Here is a 14,193-nt window from a genome sequence, read left to right on the forward strand (position 1 = left end):
CCCCGATCCCGTCGAGGATGACGCAGCATAGGAACATGCCGTCGCTGGAGCCGAACTACCCCTGGATGTCGTACATGCAGGAATTCGGGGCGAACCTGCGTCGCACACGCCTCGCCGCCGGCATGACGCAGGAGACGGTCGCCCTTCGCGCCAGCATCTCGCTCTTCACCTACCAGAAGCTCGAGAAGGGGGAGTCGAACCCCGGCACGCCCGCGAACCCCCGCCTGCAGACGCTGCTGGCGCTCTCCGCCGTCTTGGGGGTCGACGTGCAGGAACTCGTCCCCGACCTGGATCGCTGGCACGACGTCGCCGTCTGACGGCGCAGGAGCGGCCCCTCAGGGCATCAGGGCGAGCAGCTTCTCGACCTCGCGTATGAGGCGCTTCGTGCTCTCGACGCTCAACACGGTCGTGCGCTGCAGCGGCTGATCGGGCCCGAACCACACCCACGTCTCGCCGTTGCTGTGCTCGAGTCCGACGGCGATCTCGACCACCGACGGCTGGTGAGGCGATCCTGACGAATGGTCAGTTCTCATGCGGGGCGAGGCGGTCGGCGTATCGAAGGAGAGACACCTGGCGACTTTTTCCCCAGCCCGTCTTGGCGAGGACCATCGTGAATCCCTCGGCGCGCAGATCCATCGCCGTCTCCGGGGTGAGGCGCGTCCGCGGGGGCAGCTTGCTCCACTGCAGCGAGATTCCGTAGGCGTGCGTGATGCGAAGAGGACGTGATTCTTTGGGCGCATTCTTTCGTGCCATGTGCATTCGCATTCTTCGCGTCGAGGTCGCGGTGCTCACCTCTGATCCCTCCGGGTGTGAAATTGAACGTACCACGCATACATGGTGTTATTGGCCCTATGACGCGACACATTCCCGGTGTGGCCGACGCCCATTTCGCGAGCGTGTCCGCGTCAGACGACGGCGACACCGAAGGCCTCATCGCGCGCCGGCGCGCCCGCATCCGGTTCTTCTTCGAGCGCATCTCGGCAGCCAGGCCGGCGGGCGCGGCCGACTGCTTCACCGAGGACGCGGTCGTCATGCGGGTCAGCTTCAGCGCGGGCCGCGTCGACGGCGCGGAGATGGTCGCCCGGGGGCGCCCGGTCATCCGCGAGTGGTTGTCGGCGCTCGCGGATCGCCACCTGTCGGCGGCCGTCGTGTCGTGCGAGACGGACGAAGACGTCTTCGTCGTCCGTTGCTCGTGGTCGCTCGACGGGTTCCACGGAGAGCGGGTGCACTCGACGAGCCTCGGCATCTACGAGTTCGAGGGGGATCGCATCACTCGCCTCCGCGTGAGCTCCGCCGAAGAGGAAGGGGAGGGGTGTCCGGAAAGCTGAGGGGTCGCCCGTGCTTTCGCGCGAATGCGTCCGGGAAAGGCAGAAGGCCCCGGATCTCGCGATCCGGGGCCTTCTTCTTGTTGCGGGGACAGGATTTGAACCTGCGACCTCTGGGTTATGAGCCCAGCGAGCTACCGAGCTGCTCCACCCCGCGGCACAAGAGAAAACATTACGCCGAGATGAACGACATGGCAAATCCGGGCACACCGCCCGGGAGTGTCGCGAGAGAATAGGCCGGTGAGCAACACTTTCGACGATTTCGCCGACGGACGCCCCGAGAGCCCCGCGCAGCGCGCGGATCGCAACTGGAACGAGATTCTGCAAGAACTCCGGGTGCTGCAGACGGGCACGCAGATCCTCACCGGCTTCCTGCTGGCCCTCGCGTTCCAGAGTTCGTTCGCCGAGCTGTCGCCCGCGCAGCGCACGTTCTATCTCGTGTTGATCTGCCTGGCGGCGCTCAGCGCCGTCGTGGCGCTCGCGCCGGTCGCCCTGCACCGCGCGGTGTTCCACCTGCAGGTGAAACCCTCGCTCGTGCGGGTCGGCCACAACGCCCTGCGCGGGGCCCTGGCCCTCGTCTCGCTCCTGCTCGTCGGCGTGGTCGTCTTCGTGTTCGACGTCGTCGTCTCGCTCGCGGCCGCGCTGACCGCCGGAGTCGTGCTGGGCCTCGTCATCCTCGTACTGTGGGTCGTGGTGCCGGTGTTCGTCCGACGCCGGGGGAGAGGGACAGCACGATGAGCCAGCACACCGTCGGCGTCGCCGTGGCCCAGTTCGCCCCCGCGGCCTCGCGCGAGGCGAACCTCGCCGACATCGCGGATGCCACCCGCACGGCCGCCGCGCGGGGAGCCCGCGTGGTCGTGTTCCCCGAGTACTCCAGCTACTTCATCGATCCCTTCGACTCCTCGCTCGCCGAGAACGCCGAAGATCTCGACGGTCCCTTCGTACAGGCCCTCACGCGTTTGGCGGCCGAGCTCGACCTCGTCGTGGTCGCGGGACTGCTCGAGCGGGCCGACGACGGCCGGCGCGTGCGCAACACTGTCGTGGCGGTGGCGGGCGACGGCATCCGGGCTGTGTACCGCAAGCTCCACCTGTACGACGCCTTCGGTCAGCGGGAGTCCGACTGGGTCGAGCCCGGCGAGATCGCGCCGCCGCAGACCTTCGAGGTGGCGGGGCTGCGGTTCGGGTTGATGACCTGCTACGACCTGCGCTTCCCCGAGGTCGCGCGCACGCTCGCCGACGCCGCGGTCGACGTCGCGCTGGTGCCGGCGGAGTGGGTGCGCGGCCCGCTCAAAGAGCACCACTGGCGCACGCTCGTGCAGGCGCGCGCGATCGAGAACACCTTCTTCGTCGCCGCCGCCGACCACTCCCCGCCGCTCGGGGTCGGACACTCGATGATCGTCGACCCGCAGGGCGTGACGATGGCGCAGATCGGCACGGCCACCGACGTCGCGGTGGCGCACCTCGATCCCGACGCCATCTCGCGCGTGCGCCGCGTCAATCCCGCGCTGGCGCTGCGGCGCTACCGCGTCACCCCTCGCTGACGCGCCCTCACCTCTGCCTCGCGCTGCGGGGCCACCCGGGAGAGCCTGACGCGGTTCCATACACTTTGCGCATGACTCATGGCCGAGAAGCGCACGAGAACGCGAGGGACTGTGTCGACCGGCTGCTGGCGGCGATCACCGCGGGCGACCTCGAGGCGGCCGCCGCCACGTTCGTCGCCGACGCGCGAGTCGTGAGAGTGCAATACGCCGAGGGGCGCGTGTGCGGGGGTGCGATCGTCGCGGTCGGCCTCCCCGACGTCACCCGGTGGTTGGAGGCGATCATCGAGCGCGACGTCTCGGTTCACCGCATCGCGGACCACGTCGAGGGTGAATCTCTCATCGTCCGCACGGCGTGGTCGATGCGCGGCTTCGACGACGAACGCGTGCACTCCTCGAGCGTCGCGGCCTACCAGGTCGTCGACGGACGCATCTCGACCCTGCGGGCGACCTCGCACGAAGAAGAGGGCGCGGGCCGCCCGGCCGCACGGGTCTGACGACTCAGCCGCGCGTCATCCCCGCGAGGCGCTCCGCCGCGTCGGCGAGCACCTCCACCTTCTTGCACGCCGCGAAGCGCACGAGCGTCGCGTACCGGTCCCGGTGCGCGGGCGACGCGAAGGCGGTGAGGGGGATGCCGACGACCCCGGCGCGGGCGGGCAGCTCGCGGCAGAACGCATCGGCGTCGGTGGCGCCGAGCGGGGCGGCATCCACCACCGTGAAATACGACCCTCCCGGGGTCGACACGTCGAAGCCGGCGGCGCGCAGACCCGTGCCGAGCAGAGCGGCCTTGGCGGCCATCTCGGACGCGACCGAGGCGAAGAACGCGTCGGGCAGGCGCAGACCCACCGCGATCGCCGGCTGGAACGGCGAACCGCCGACGTAGGTCAGGAACTGCTTGACCGCGAGCACCGCCGACACCAGGTCGGCAGGTCCCGTGACCCAGCCGGTCTTCCACCCGGTGAGCGAGAAGGTCTTGCCCGCCGACGAGATCGACACCGTTCGCTCGGCCGCACCGGGGATCGTCGCGACGGGAACGTGGGGTCCGTCGAAGACGAGGTGCTCGTAGACCTCGTCGGTGACGATGATCGCGTCGTGCCGGTGCGCGAGCCGCACCACCTCGTCGAGAACCTCTCGCGTGAAGACGGTGCCGGTGGGGTTGTGCGGGTCGTTGACGAGGATCACGCGCGTGCGGTCGGAGACGGCGGATGCCAACTGCTCGAGGTCGGGCTGGAAGTCGGGCCACCGCAGCGGCACCGGCACGAGCGTCGCGCCCGAGAGGGCGACGCACGCGGCGTAGGAGTCGTAGTAGGGCTCGAACACCACGACCTCGTCGTCGGGTCCGTCGACGAGGGCGAGCAGCGTCGCGGCGAGCGCCTCGGTGGCCCCCACGGTCACGAGCACCTCGCGCGCGGGATCGAGCTCGAGGCCGTAGAACCGACGCTGGTGCTCGGCGACGGCGTCGAGCAGGTCGGGGCAGCCGCGCCCGGGGGCGTACTGGTTCACCCCGTCGGCGATCGCGCGACGGGCGGCGTCGAGAACGGCGTCGGGACCGTCTTCGTCGGGGAAGCCCTGGCCGAGGTTGAGCGCCCCGGTCGAGGCCGCGAGCGCACTCATCTCGGCGAAGATCGTGGGGACGGGTGCGCCGTCGGCGGCGAGGAGTCCCGCGCCGCGGGCCGTGCGCTGCCAGGCGCCGGGAATCTGCTGCATGCACCCAGGATGCCGCACCTCGCGGAGCGCAAGCGGGAATGCCGTCACGGGGCGACGTGCTACACCTCGAGAGGGGGCGTGATGCGCCCCCGGAGCCTCGCGGCGACCTGCTGCGAGACCCATAGAGGCGACTCACGCTCGTCATAGGTGGCCCACAGGATCCGCGGTCATCGTAGAAGCGCCTGGAAGAAGGAGCATCCCATGAGCGACACCACGGACAACCGTCCCGAGGGTAACGACAACAGCCACAACGCTGAGGCGCCCACGTCGTCGCAGCACCCCACCCCGACCCCCGCCGGCAGCGACGCCGCCGCGCAGACCCCGGCCGCCCCGGCCCCGGGCGTTCCCCCCGTTCCGACGCGCTCGCCCGCCGCGGCCGCCGCCGCGTGGCCCCCGCCGGCCGCCGGCAGCGCCCAGCCCGGCGCCCACGTCCCCTCCGGCCCCTCCGCCCACGGCGGCTACGCCTCGGCCCCCTCGGGCGCCACCACCCCGACCGGACAGGCCTTCGGCCCCGCCGCCACCGACGCCCACCCCACGCTCGCGCTCGGCGACACGGCGGCCGCCGCGCCCCGCAAGAAGAGCGCGGCCCCCCGCGTCGCGGCGCTGCTCGTCGCCGCGGCCCTCGTCGGCGGCGGTGCCGGCCTCGGCGGCGCGTACGCCGGCGTCAACCTGTGGGGCGGCTCGAACGCCTCCACGGTCGCGGGTCCCACCGCCATCACGGTCAACGACCCCAGCAACGTCAACGACACCGCCGCGGTCGCCTCGAAGGTCGTGCCGAGCGTCGTCACGATCAGCGCCACCGGCACCTCGGCCGGTGGCACCGGCTCGGGCGTCATCCTGAGCGCCGACGGCTACGTGCTCACCAACACCCACGTCGTCACCCTCGACGGGCAGACCGGCGACGCGAAGCTGTCGGTCACCACCTCCGACGGGCGCGTCTACGCGGCCACCGTGGTCGGCACCGACCCCACGTACGACCTCGCCGTGATCAAGCTCACGAACGCGTCGGGCCTGACCCCCATCGAGTGGGGCGACTCGTCGAAGCTCAACGTGGGAGACGCGACCACCGCGATCGGCGCTCCGCTGGGCCTGCCCAACACGGTGACCACCGGTATCGTCAGCGCGCTGAACCGCTCGATCCAGGTCGCCTCGTCGGCCGCGCCCTCCGACGGGTCCGACTCGCAGCAGACCGAGCCGGGTCAGGAGAGCCCGTTCCGCTTCGACTTCGGCCAGGGTCAGCAGTCGCAGTCGGCGAGCGCGACGATCAAGATCGCCGTCATCCAGACCGACGCGGCCATCAACCCCGGCAACTCCGGTGGTGCCTTGGTCGATGACGAGGGCAAGCTCATCGGCATCAACGTCGCGATCGCGAGCGCGGGCGGATCGTCATCGTCGGGCTCGCAGTCGGGCAACATCGGCGTCGGCTTCTCGATCCCCTCCGACATCGCCAAGCGCATCTCGCAGGAGATCATCGACAACGGCTCCGCCACGCACGGTCTGCTGGGCGCGTCGGTGCAGGATGCCAGCGGCATCCAGGGCGCGACCACGACGGGCGCGTACGTCGCCGAGGCCGTCTCGGGCGGCGCGGCTCAGGCCGCGGGCCTCGCCAAGGGCGACATCATCATCAAGGTCGACGGCATCCCCGTGACGAACTCGATCGACCTCACCGCCCAGGTGCGCGCGCTGGCCGCGGGCTCCAAGGCCGAGATCACCTACCTGCGCAACGGCCAGGAGAAGACCGCCGAGGTCACGCTCGGCACCATGACCCAGGGCTGAGCCCCACGGTCGGACGCCACTCCGCGATAGGCTCGCGGGGTGGCGTCTTTCTCGTTCGGTGCGGGAAACGCCCGCAAACTCCGCCGCATCCCCCTGTATCTCGCCGGTCGCCTGCTCACCGCGATCGTCCCGAGATCGCGCGACGAGTGGGTCTTCGGCTGCGCGGTCGGTCTCGCCGACGGCGCCCTCGCCCTGTACACCGTCGTAACCGCCCACGGCGAGCGCACGACCTGGCTCGTCGCCGACGCCGAACAGCAGCAGGATGCCGATCGCCTCGGCATCCGGTCGGTGCGGCGCGACAGTCTCGCGGGGTTCTGGCGCACGGCCCGGGCCCGCGTGATCGTCGTGACGCACGGGTTCGGCGACGTGCAGCGCTACGCCACGACGGGGGCGGTGATCGTGCAGCTGTGGCACGGGATCCCGCTCAAGCGCATCGGGCTCGACTCGGCCGAGACCACGCGCAGCCCGGTGCTGCCGAGCGTGCTCTCGCCCGTGCTGCGGGTGCTGTACCGGCGCACGACGAGGCGGATCGCGGTGCTGCCGGCCGCGTCGCACCTCGTGCGCGGACGCCTCGAGAGCGCGTTCGGCCTCACCGACGACCGCGTGCCCGTGACGGGCGAGCCCCGTGTCGACGTGCTCTCCACCGGCACCGCCGACTCGCGACGCACCGCGGCGCGCGAGCGGCTCGCCGAGGTGCTCGGGATGCCGCTCGCCGCCCGCCGCGTCGTGCTCTACGCGCCGACCTGGCGCGACGGAGCGCCCGATCCCGCCGTTCCCGACGCGGGGGAGTGGCAGCGCATCGTCCGCGTACTCGACGACACCGACGCCCTGCTCCTGGTGCGCTCGCACCCCCTCGGCGCGGGGGACTACTGCCCGCCGCGGAGCGCGGCGGATCGCGTCGCCTCCCTCGGCAGCGACCTCGTGGCCGACGTCACCCCCCTGCTGCTGGGTCTCGACGCCCTCGTCACCGACTACTCCTCGCTCGCGTTCGACGCGGCCCTCGTGCCGCTGCCGGTGGTGTTCTTCGCCCCCGACCTCGAGGCCTACACGGCCCGTCGCGGGCTCTACGGCCGGTACGCCGACGTCGCCGGCGACAGTCCCGCGCGCTCGTGGGACGACGCCCTCGCGCAGATCCGCGCCGTCTTGGCCGACCCGCGCGCGGCCCTCGCCGCCTCGCGCGAACGCAGCGCGCGCGTGCACGCCCACCGCGACGGGCGCAACGCGGAGCGCGTGTACCGGGCCGTGCGCGCGCGGATCGGCGCCACCCCCACCCGGAAGGACGACCGCCCATGACCGAGGCGCGCCTGTACGACGACGCCGGGATGCCCGCGCTCGAGATCAGCGGAGAGGGCCCCCGGCCGGCATCCGTGGTGCTCGAGGGGGCGCGGGCGCGCACCCACGGGCGTTTGCACGGCCGCGGGCGCACCTGGCGCGCCGTGGTGCCCCTGCACGCGGCGCGCTGGGGCGGCGCCGACCTCCCACTGCCCTCGGGGCGCTATCGACTGCGCATCGACGCCGGGGAGGCGACGGATGCCGACGCCTCGACGCCGACGCTCGCCGAGACCGCGCTGTCGGGTCTGCGCGCCGCGCTCTCGGACGGGGTCGTGACCGTCGCCCCGCCCGTCGATCCGGTCTACCTGGCGGGGGAGGGGCGTGCCGCGATCGAGCGCCGGTACGCGATGGGCGGCCGCGAGCCGCTCGAGAACGCCGTGTTCTTCGAGAGCTTCTACGGGCGCACGGCGGGATGCAATCCTCTCGCGATCGATCGCGAGCTCGCCCGCGTGGCCCCCGGCGTGACCCGCTACTGGAGCGTCGTCGACCTGTCGGTCGAGGTGCCCGAGGGCGCGATCGCGGTCGTCGAGGGGAGCCCCGAGTGGTGGCGGGCGCGCGGCGTCTCGCGACTGCTCGTCGTGAACGACTGGCTGCGCCGACGCTTCGTGCGCCGCCGCGGACAGCGGGTGCTGCAGACCTGGCACGGCACCCCGCTCAAGCGTCTCGCCCTGCACCGCCCCGGATTCGACCCGCGACGCGCGATCGCGGTGGTGCGCGAGAGCCGGCGGTGGAACATCCTGCTCGCGCAGAGTCCGTACGCCGCGCGCGTGCTGAGCAAGGCGTACGTGTTCCTGCGTCGACCGATCTGGGTCGAGGGGTATCCCCGCGACGACGCCCTGCAGAACGACGACGGTCTCGAGACGCGTCGGCGCCTCGGCATCCGTCCCGGCGAGCGGGTGCTGCTGTACGCGCCGACCTGGCGCGACGATCGCGAGCGGATCGTCGACTTCGTCGACCCGTCGGCGCTCGCCCGCGCGACCGACGCCGTGGTGCTCATGCGCGGTCACACGCGCACGCTGCAGCCCGGGGCCGACCTCGACGGCCCGCGGGTGATCGACGTGACGGGCTACCCCGACACCTCGCGGCTGCTCGCCGCCGCGGACGCGTTGATCACCGACTACTCCTCGGTGATGTTCGACTTCGCGATCACGGGCAAGCCGATGTATTTCCTCGTGCCCGATCTCGAGCGCTACCGCGGGGAGATGCGCGGCTTCTACTTCGACCTGCTCGACCTCGCGCCGGGCCCGGTCGTGCGCTCGCAGGACGACCTCGAGCGGGCGCTCGCCGACGTGGACCCGTCGATCTTCGCGGAGCGCTACTCGCGGTGGCGGCAGCTGTTCGCCCCTCGGGACGACGGCCGCGCCGCGGAACGCGTCGTGGCGCGCATCCTCGATCAGGGGTTCGTGGAGCGCGGCTGAATCCGACCGCTCACCGCTTCTTCGGGGAGGAAGCCCCGCGCGTCAGGCGGCCGCGAGGAGCTGCTCGCGGTGCGCGTCCTCGTGCTTCTGCCAGGTCTCAGCGTTCAGCAGCAGTCCGGACGACATCGACGCCTGGTCGGCGAGCTGACGCAGGTATCCGCCCGACAGGCGCGCGGACTCGGCGGAGGAGTACTGGAACCGCATCGAGATCGACGGCTGCACCCACAGCGTGGTGCGCGCGTGACCCTCGGCCCTGTCGGTCCAGGTGATCGTGAAGGACTCGCCGCGTCGGAGCTTCGTGGACAGGACCACCTGCAGGTACTGCAGGAGGCGGTCGTCGATCTGGAGAGGCTGCGTGTCGGCGCTGTAGAAGAGCATGCCCATGACGGAGAAGTGGTTCCTGTGCAGAAGCGGGTCAGAAGAACAGGGGGAGCACGACGGCTGCGCTGAGGCCGCAGGTCGCGATGCTCGCCCACACGACGACGGTCGTCAGGCGTGCGGTGGCAACCGCGGAGGCCGAGGGGACGAAGGTGGAACGGTGCCGCAGCGGGGCGTTCGTGGTGAGGGCGGTGCTGGTCATCGGGACGTTCCTTTCTTCGTCGGAACGAGGGGCTCCTCGCTGGTAGATAGGCTAGCACCTAATTAAGCTCGTTAATCATCATGTCGCCGAACATTCAGGAAGAATGACAGTCAGTCGAGCAATCTTCTGCGTCCGGCTATGCTGGTCGGATGCGCCGGAACCAGGAGAGCGGGTCGATGAGTCGAGAACACGAGGTCTCCTCCCCGCTCATGGAGGCTCTGACGCACTACTCGCGGGAGCGCGAAGCGGCGGCCGCGAAGGCCCGCAAGCAGCTCGGCGTCAACGAATTGGATGCGAAGGCGCTCGCCTTCGTGGGGGCGAATCCGGGCATGCGGCCCTCCGAGCTCGCCGCGACCCTCGGGGTGACCTCGGCCGGCATCACCACGATGGTGGAGAGGCTCGTCCGCCGCGGCATCCTTCGTCGTGAGCTCGACGCGAGCGATCGCCGGGTGAACCACATCCATCTCGCGATCGACCTCGAGAACGAGCCGTGGTCGCAGCTCGCGGCGTTCGACGACGCCTGCCGCCGCATCATCGGCAGCCTCGACCCGCAGATCGAGGCCGACCTCGCCGATTTCCTCAGCAAGACGACGATGGCCGCGACCGAGCGGGTCGCGCGCGTCGACGCTCTGGTCGACGAGACCTCCGCCGCGGCCTGACCCGGGTCGTTCCCGCCCGTCAGGGCAGGGGCGTGTTGCGGCCGTCGAGGCGCGAGGTGTCGACGGTGTCGCGCGCTCCGCGCAGCAGCGCCCAGAGGAAGCCCGCTCCCCACGAGACGTGCATCGACGGCAGCACGGCGGCCGTCCACGCCTTGTCGCGCCACCCGCGTCCCCCGCCGCGTCCGAGCGCCCCCACGGCGACCAGCGCCGCGTACGCCGCCACCGGCAGGTGCAGCAGCCCGCGCGTGCCGCAGCGACCGCGAGCCGCCTGCGTGACGCCCACGATCAGCGACACCGCCGCGGCGACCAGCAGCGCCGGGGGAGCGAAGAACCGTAAGGGAGTGCCCCGCGGGTACCGCCGCACGAGCTCGCCGCGCCACGCACCGGTCGCCCGGAACTGCCGCACGAGCCGCGTCCAGCTCTCCCGCGGCCAGTAGACGACCGAGAGGGCCGGATCGAACCACACGCGGTAGCCCGCGCGGCGGATGCGCAGGTTCAGTTCCCAGTCCTCGCCGCGGCGGATGCTCTCGTCGAAGAAGCCGACCTCCTCGAGGACGCTGCGTCGCATCACCCCGAGGTAGGCCGACTCGGCCGGACCCTCGCCCGACCCTCCGTGATAGGCGCCTCCGCCGAGGCCGACGCGGGAGTTGTACGCGCGCGCGACCGCCCGCTGGAACGGCGACCGCCCGTCGGCGCGCATGACCCCGCCGACGTTGGCGGCGCGCACCCGCCGGAGCGTCGCGAGGGCGCGGCGGGTGTAGCCGGGCGACAGCTCCGAGTGCGCGTCGACCCGCACGATCGTCGGGTACCGGCTCGCGCGGATCGCGCGGTTGAGTCCGACCGGGATGTCGGCGGCGGGGTTCTCGATCAGGACGATGCGGTCGTCGGCATCCGCCAACTCCCGCGCGATCGCGTCGGTGCCGTCACTCGAGGGGCCGAGGGCCAGGACGAGCTCCACCGGTCCGGGGACGTCTTGAGAGAGAGTGGATGCCACGGCCCGACGCAGATAGCGCTGCTCGTTCAGCACGGGCATGACGAAGCTCACGCCGGCATCGTCGGGGGGAACGGGCGCGTCTCTTCCGCCGGGGGTCGGGAGGGGCATCCCTCGATCCTCTCAGACGACCCTGGCCGGTACCCTGGAACGATGCCCCTCGCCCGCGACGCCCAGCTGGCCGTGGGGCTGCTGCGCAAAGCCCTCGCCACCCGCAACGCCCGCCGCGACCTGCGCCGCGCCCTCGACGAGCGGGGACCGCTGCCCACCGGTCGCTTCCAGGTCGCGGTGTACTTCGCCGACGGTGCCGTCAACATGTACCAGATGCGGCAGTGGTACGCGCCGCTGCGCGAGCTCGCGAAGACCTGGCCGGTGCTGGTCATCAGCCGGGCGATCCGCGGCGCGGACGCGCTGCTGAAAGACGACGCCCTGCCCGTCGCCTTCGCCCCGACCGTCGGCGCGGTCGAGCAGGTGCTCGCCGAGCAGGACATCCGCGTGGTGCTCTACGTCAACCAGAACACCCGCAACTTCCAGATGTTCCGGTACGGCCGGCAGTGGCACGTGTTCATCAACCACGGCGAGAGCGACAAGATGTACATGTCGACGAACCAGTTCAAGGCGTACGACTACGCCCTGGTCGCCGGCGACGCCGCCCGCGAGCGCCTGTCGCGCGTGCTGTGGGACTACGACCTCGATCGGCGCACCTTCTCGATCGGCCGACCGCAGGCCGACCACTACTCGGGCGTGCTGCCCTACGAGCCCGACGGGCGCACGGTCGTGCTGTACGCGCCCACGTGGGAGGGTGATCGCCCCTCCGCCCACTACGGCTCGATCGCGACGCACGGTGAGTCGCTCGTGAAGGCCCTGCTCGCCACCGGGCGTCACCGGGTCATCTATCGCCCGCATCCCCGGTCGGGGGTCGTGGATGCCGCCTACGGCGCGGCCGACAAGAGGATCGTCGCGGCCCTCGCGGCGGCCAACGCCTCCGACCCGGGCGCCCACCACGTGCACGACACCGGTCCCGACCTCGGCTGGCAGCTCGCGGCCGCCGATCTCGCCGTCGTCGACATCTCGGCGATGGTCTACGACCGTCTCGCGGTGGGAAAGCCGCTGATGATCACGCGGCCGGTGGATCCGGAGGCCCTCGTCGACGACAGCGGATACCTCTCCGCCTGCGAGTGGCTGGATGCCGCGGCATCCGGGGCCATCGTCGCCGAGGCCGACCGCGTGCTCGGCGACCCCGACGCGGTGGGACGACTCGAGCACTGGGTGCGCCACTACTTCGGCGACACCACCCCGGGCGCCTCGACGACACGCTTCGAGGCCGCGATCGGCGAGCTCATGCAGCGGTGGCAGCAGTGGCACGATCGCTCGAGCGCCGCCGACGACGTCACCGGGGCCTGACGCCCCAGCGTCGAACGGGGCCCGCGTTCTCGTCGGAGATCGCGGCGGCGCTTAGCCCAGCGGGGCCAGTCGCCCGATCGCGGCGAGGGGGATACCGACCCAGTCGGGCCGGTTGCGGGTCTCGTAGATCGCCTCGTAGACCGCCTTGTCGAGCTCGAACGCGGCGAGCAGCGCGTCGTCGACCGCGCGGTCGGGGCCGGCCGTCTCGGCGTACCCCTCGAGGAACGCCTGCTGCGCGGCGATCACCCACGCCCGCACGGCCGCCCCGTCGTCGTCGGCGACGGCGCCCGAGACGTAATCGAACGAACGCAGCATGCCCGCGACATCGCGCACGGCGACGTCGGGCTGCAGGCGCTCCGAGATCGGCCGCAGGGGTTCGCCCTCGAAGTCGAGCAGCACCCAGCCGTTGGCGGGCGTGTCGAGCACCTGCCCCAGGTGCAGGTCTCCGTGCACCCGCTGCAGCGCCGGCCACGGCGCCACGGCGGCCGCGGCGTAGACCTCGCGGATCCGGTCGGCGTAGGGCGCGAGAGCGGGAACCTCGGCGAGCGCGATCGACAGTCGCCGCTCCCAGGCGCCGACGACGGCGGCCCGGTCGACGCCCTCGGGTTCGCGCGTCGGGAACTGCGCCGCGAGCGCGACGTGCATTCCGGCGACGCTCGCGCCGAGCGCGTGGGCGCGGGCGGCGAAATCCTCGTCGGCGGCCGCGGCGTCGAGAGCGACGCGCCAGGCGTCCTCGACGCCCTCGAAGAACTCCTGCGCGAACGCGAGCGACCCGCTCACGGGTACGCCCTCGGGCGTCACCCATGACCCGCGCACCTCGCCGATCGCCGCGGGCACGAAGGCGGCCCCGCCGGCGGCGAGCGCCGACTGCAGTTCGACGTCGGGGTTGATGCCGGGGTTCACCTGGCGGAAGAGCTTGCAGATGATCGGGATGCCGGCATCCTGATCCGACGCGGGACGGAAGATCAGCGAGGTGTTGGACTGCTCGCCGCTGAGCACCTTCGCCGTCGCGCGCCGGGCGACGGGACGATCGCCGGACGGCGCGAGAGCGATGCCGAGAAAACCGTTCTCGGCGACGCCGACCTCACCGCCGACGGTGACCCAGGCGTAGAGCTGGTCGGTGAAGGCGGGGTCGGTCGTGGCATCCGCCCACACCCACCCCTCGGAGGCGGGACCGATGAGGCTGCCCGGGGGCACCGAGCCCTCGGCACGCCGCGCCACTGGCACCTGGTACACGATCGCGGGCTGCACCGCCTCGTCGCGCACGAGCAGAAGGCGCGCGTCGTCGGCCAGCTGCCAATCAGCGACCACGGTGAGCCGGGGATCGCGTCCCTTCGTGCCGTACCAGCGTTGCCGCGGCATCCAGACCGCGAGGAGATCGAGGAGGTCGCCCATGCGGCGAGGCTAACGCGCTCGGCCGCGTGACACGCGGGTCTTGCGCGCGGGTCTCGATCGATGAAAGG

At 71.7% G+C, this 14,193-nt stretch carries 17 protein-coding genes and 1 tRNA gene; 10 read left to right on the forward strand and 8 right to left on the reverse strand.

Translation table 11 applies throughout. The features are described 5' to 3' along the window. The first annotated feature begins 35 nt into the window (after positions 1 to 35). Complete coding sequence (locus tag FB047_RS00765; protein WP_136585352.1) at positions 36 to 317, forward strand: helix-turn-helix domain-containing protein; 282 nt, start codon at positions 36 to 38, stop codon at positions 315 to 317. Between the two features lie 18 nt (positions 318 to 335). Here FB047_RS00765 and FB047_RS16785 read toward each other — a convergent pair whose 3' ends face one another. Then, complete coding sequence (locus FB047_RS16785) at positions 336 to 491, reverse strand: hypothetical protein (RefSeq protein ID WP_167494111.1); 156 nt, start codon at positions 489 to 491, stop codon at positions 336 to 338. A 31-nt stretch (positions 492 to 522) separates the two neighbouring features. Further along, a complete protein-coding gene (locus FB047_RS00770) occupies positions 523 to 753 on the reverse strand; it encodes an alternative tryptophan synthase beta-subunit (protein WP_136585353.1) in 231 nt (76 codons plus the stop codon). Between the two features lie 119 nt (positions 754 to 872). Between FB047_RS00770 and FB047_RS00775 the strand changes: the two genes are divergently transcribed. Further along, positions 873 to 1,328: a nuclear transport factor 2 family protein gene (locus FB047_RS00775; protein WP_167494112.1), complete on the forward strand. Its 456-nt coding sequence runs from the start codon at positions 873 to 875 to the stop codon at positions 1,326 to 1,328. 80 nt (positions 1,329 to 1,408) lie between these two features. On the opposite strand, the gene FB047_RS00780 is transcribed toward FB047_RS00775, so the two are convergent. Further along, positions 1,409 to 1,482: transfer RNA gene (locus FB047_RS00780), tRNA-Met, on the reverse strand. A gap of 83 nt (positions 1,483 to 1,565) precedes the next feature. Between FB047_RS00780 and FB047_RS00785 the strand changes: the two genes are divergently transcribed. From FB047_RS00785 to FB047_RS00795, 3 genes are all read left to right on the forward strand, one after another. Continuing rightward, the gene (locus FB047_RS00785) at positions 1,566 to 2,063 is read left to right on the forward strand and encodes a DUF6328 family protein (RefSeq protein WP_136585355.1); all 498 of its coding nucleotides are present in this window, start codon (positions 1,566 to 1,568) and stop codon (positions 2,061 to 2,063) included. Next, positions 2,060 to 2,866: a carbon-nitrogen hydrolase family protein gene (locus FB047_RS00790; RefSeq protein ID WP_136585356.1), complete on the forward strand. Its 807-nt coding sequence runs from the start codon at positions 2,060 to 2,062 to the stop codon at positions 2,864 to 2,866. The genes FB047_RS00785 and FB047_RS00790 overlap by 4 nt, the downstream gene beginning before the upstream one ends. Before the next feature lie 71 nt (positions 2,867 to 2,937). Then, positions 2,938 to 3,360, forward strand: coding sequence for a nuclear transport factor 2 family protein (locus tag FB047_RS00795; RefSeq protein WP_136585357.1), 423 nt, complete (start codon positions 2,938 to 2,940; stop codon positions 3,358 to 3,360). A 4-nt stretch (positions 3,361 to 3,364) separates the two neighbouring features. Here FB047_RS00795 and FB047_RS00800 read toward each other — a convergent pair whose 3' ends face one another. Then, positions 3,365 to 4,570: an aminotransferase class I/II-fold pyridoxal phosphate-dependent enzyme gene (locus FB047_RS00800; protein WP_136585358.1), complete on the reverse strand. Its 1,206-nt coding sequence runs from the start codon at positions 4,568 to 4,570 to the stop codon at positions 3,365 to 3,367. Between the two features lie 201 nt (positions 4,571 to 4,771). On the opposite strand from FB047_RS00800, the gene FB047_RS00805 reads away from it, so the two are divergent. The 3 genes from FB047_RS00805 to FB047_RS00815 are packed head-to-tail and all read left to right on the forward strand — an operon-like array spanning position 4,772 to position 9,096. Beyond that, positions 4,772 to 6,346, forward strand: a complete 1,575-nt coding sequence (locus FB047_RS00805) for a S1C family serine protease (RefSeq protein ID WP_136585359.1) — start codon at positions 4,772 to 4,774, stop codon at positions 6,344 to 6,346. Between the two features lie 39 nt (positions 6,347 to 6,385). Continuing rightward, on the forward strand, positions 6,386 to 7,639 hold the full coding sequence (locus FB047_RS00810) for a CDP-glycerol glycerophosphotransferase family protein (RefSeq protein ID WP_136585360.1): 1,254 nt from the start codon (positions 6,386 to 6,388) through the stop codon (positions 7,637 to 7,639). Then, positions 7,636 to 9,096: a CDP-glycerol glycerophosphotransferase family protein gene (locus tag FB047_RS00815; protein ID WP_136585361.1), complete on the forward strand. Its 1,461-nt coding sequence runs from the start codon at positions 7,636 to 7,638 to the stop codon at positions 9,094 to 9,096. Before FB047_RS00810 ends, FB047_RS00815 begins: the two co-directional genes overlap by 4 nt. A gap of 42 nt (positions 9,097 to 9,138) precedes the next feature. On the opposite strand, the gene FB047_RS00820 is transcribed toward FB047_RS00815, so the two are convergent. After that, positions 9,139 to 9,480 (reverse strand): DUF7882 family protein, encoded by a 342-nt coding sequence (locus tag FB047_RS00820; RefSeq protein WP_136585362.1) that lies wholly within the window; start codon positions 9,478 to 9,480, stop codon positions 9,139 to 9,141. Positions 9,481 to 9,511: 31 nt separating this feature from the next. Next, positions 9,512 to 9,676: a hypothetical protein gene (locus FB047_RS16790; RefSeq protein WP_167494113.1), complete on the reverse strand. Its 165-nt coding sequence runs from the start codon at positions 9,674 to 9,676 to the stop codon at positions 9,512 to 9,514. Positions 9,677 to 9,852: 176 nt separating this feature from the next. Here FB047_RS16790 and FB047_RS00825 point away from each other — a divergent pair, with 176 nt between their 5' ends. Then, positions 9,853 to 10,335 (forward strand): MarR family winged helix-turn-helix transcriptional regulator, encoded by a 483-nt coding sequence (locus tag FB047_RS00825; protein WP_167494114.1) that lies wholly within the window; start codon positions 9,853 to 9,855, stop codon positions 10,333 to 10,335. 19 nt (positions 10,336 to 10,354) lie between these two features. Here the strand turns inward: FB047_RS00825 and FB047_RS00830 are convergent, their stop codons facing one another. Next, entirely contained in the window at positions 10,355 to 11,437 is a 1,083-nt protein-coding gene (locus tag FB047_RS00830; RefSeq protein WP_136585364.1) for a glycosyltransferase family 2 protein, read from the reverse strand. A gap of 42 nt (positions 11,438 to 11,479) precedes the next feature. On the opposite strand from FB047_RS00830, the gene FB047_RS00835 reads away from it, so the two are divergent. After that, positions 11,480 to 12,730 carry a CDP-glycerol glycerophosphotransferase family protein gene (locus tag FB047_RS00835; protein WP_136585365.1) on the forward strand — a complete coding sequence of 417 codons (1,251 nt, stop codon included), beginning with the start codon at positions 11,480 to 11,482 and terminating at the stop codon, positions 12,728 to 12,730. Between the two features lie 51 nt (positions 12,731 to 12,781). Here FB047_RS00835 and FB047_RS00840 read toward each other — a convergent pair whose 3' ends face one another. Then, positions 12,782 to 14,125, reverse strand: coding sequence for a maltokinase N-terminal cap-like domain-containing protein (locus FB047_RS00840; RefSeq protein ID WP_136585366.1), 1,344 nt, complete (start codon positions 14,123 to 14,125; stop codon positions 12,782 to 12,784). Positions 14,126 to 14,193 lie beyond the last annotated feature (68 nt).

It is taken from the genome of Microbacterium hydrothermale (assembly GCF_004854025.1).
Classification (GTDB): domain Bacteria; phylum Actinomycetota; class Actinomycetes; order Actinomycetales; family Microbacteriaceae; genus Microbacterium; species Microbacterium hydrothermale.

What these genes read in the sequence shown, in the direction of transcription:
- FB047_RS00800 (WP_136585358.1), bottom strand. Translation starts at nt 4,570, where the DNA reads ATGCAGCAGATTCCCGGCGCCTGGCAGCGCACGGCCCGCGGCGCGGGA.
- FB047_RS00815 (WP_136585361.1), top strand. Translation starts at nt 7,636, where the DNA reads ATGACCGAGGCGCGCCTGTACGACGACGCCGGGATGCCCGCGCTCGAG.
- FB047_RS00840 (WP_136585366.1), bottom strand. Translation starts at nt 14,125, where the DNA reads ATGGGCGACCTCCTCGATCTCCTCGCGGTCTGGATGCCGCGGCAACGC.
- FB047_RS00825 (WP_167494114.1), top strand. Translation starts at nt 9,853, where the DNA reads ATGAGTCGAGAACACGAGGTCTCCTCCCCGCTCATGGAGGCTCTGACG.
- FB047_RS00820 (WP_136585362.1), bottom strand. Translation starts at nt 9,480, where the DNA reads ATGGGCATGCTCTTCTACAGCGCCGACACGCAGCCTCTCCAGATCGAC.
- FB047_RS00830 (WP_136585364.1), bottom strand. Translation starts at nt 11,437, where the DNA reads ATGCCCCTCCCGACCCCCGGCGGAAGAGACGCGCCCGTTCCCCCCGAC.
- FB047_RS00835 (WP_136585365.1), top strand. Translation starts at nt 11,480, where the DNA reads ATGCCCCTCGCCCGCGACGCCCAGCTGGCCGTGGGGCTGCTGCGCAAA.
- FB047_RS16790 (WP_167494113.1), bottom strand. Translation starts at nt 9,676, where the DNA reads ATGACCAGCACCGCCCTCACCACGAACGCCCCGCTGCGGCACCGTTCC.
- FB047_RS00805 (WP_136585359.1), top strand. Translation starts at nt 4,772, where the DNA reads ATGAGCGACACCACGGACAACCGTCCCGAGGGTAACGACAACAGCCAC.
- FB047_RS00770 (WP_136585353.1), bottom strand. Translation starts at nt 753, where the DNA reads ATGGCACGAAAGAATGCGCCCAAAGAATCACGTCCTCTTCGCATCACG.
- FB047_RS00790 (WP_136585356.1), top strand. Translation starts at nt 2,060, where the DNA reads ATGAGCCAGCACACCGTCGGCGTCGCCGTGGCCCAGTTCGCCCCCGCG.
- FB047_RS00795 (WP_136585357.1), top strand. Translation starts at nt 2,938, where the DNA reads ATGACTCATGGCCGAGAAGCGCACGAGAACGCGAGGGACTGTGTCGAC.
- FB047_RS00765 (WP_136585352.1), top strand. Translation starts at nt 36, where the DNA reads ATGCCGTCGCTGGAGCCGAACTACCCCTGGATGTCGTACATGCAGGAA.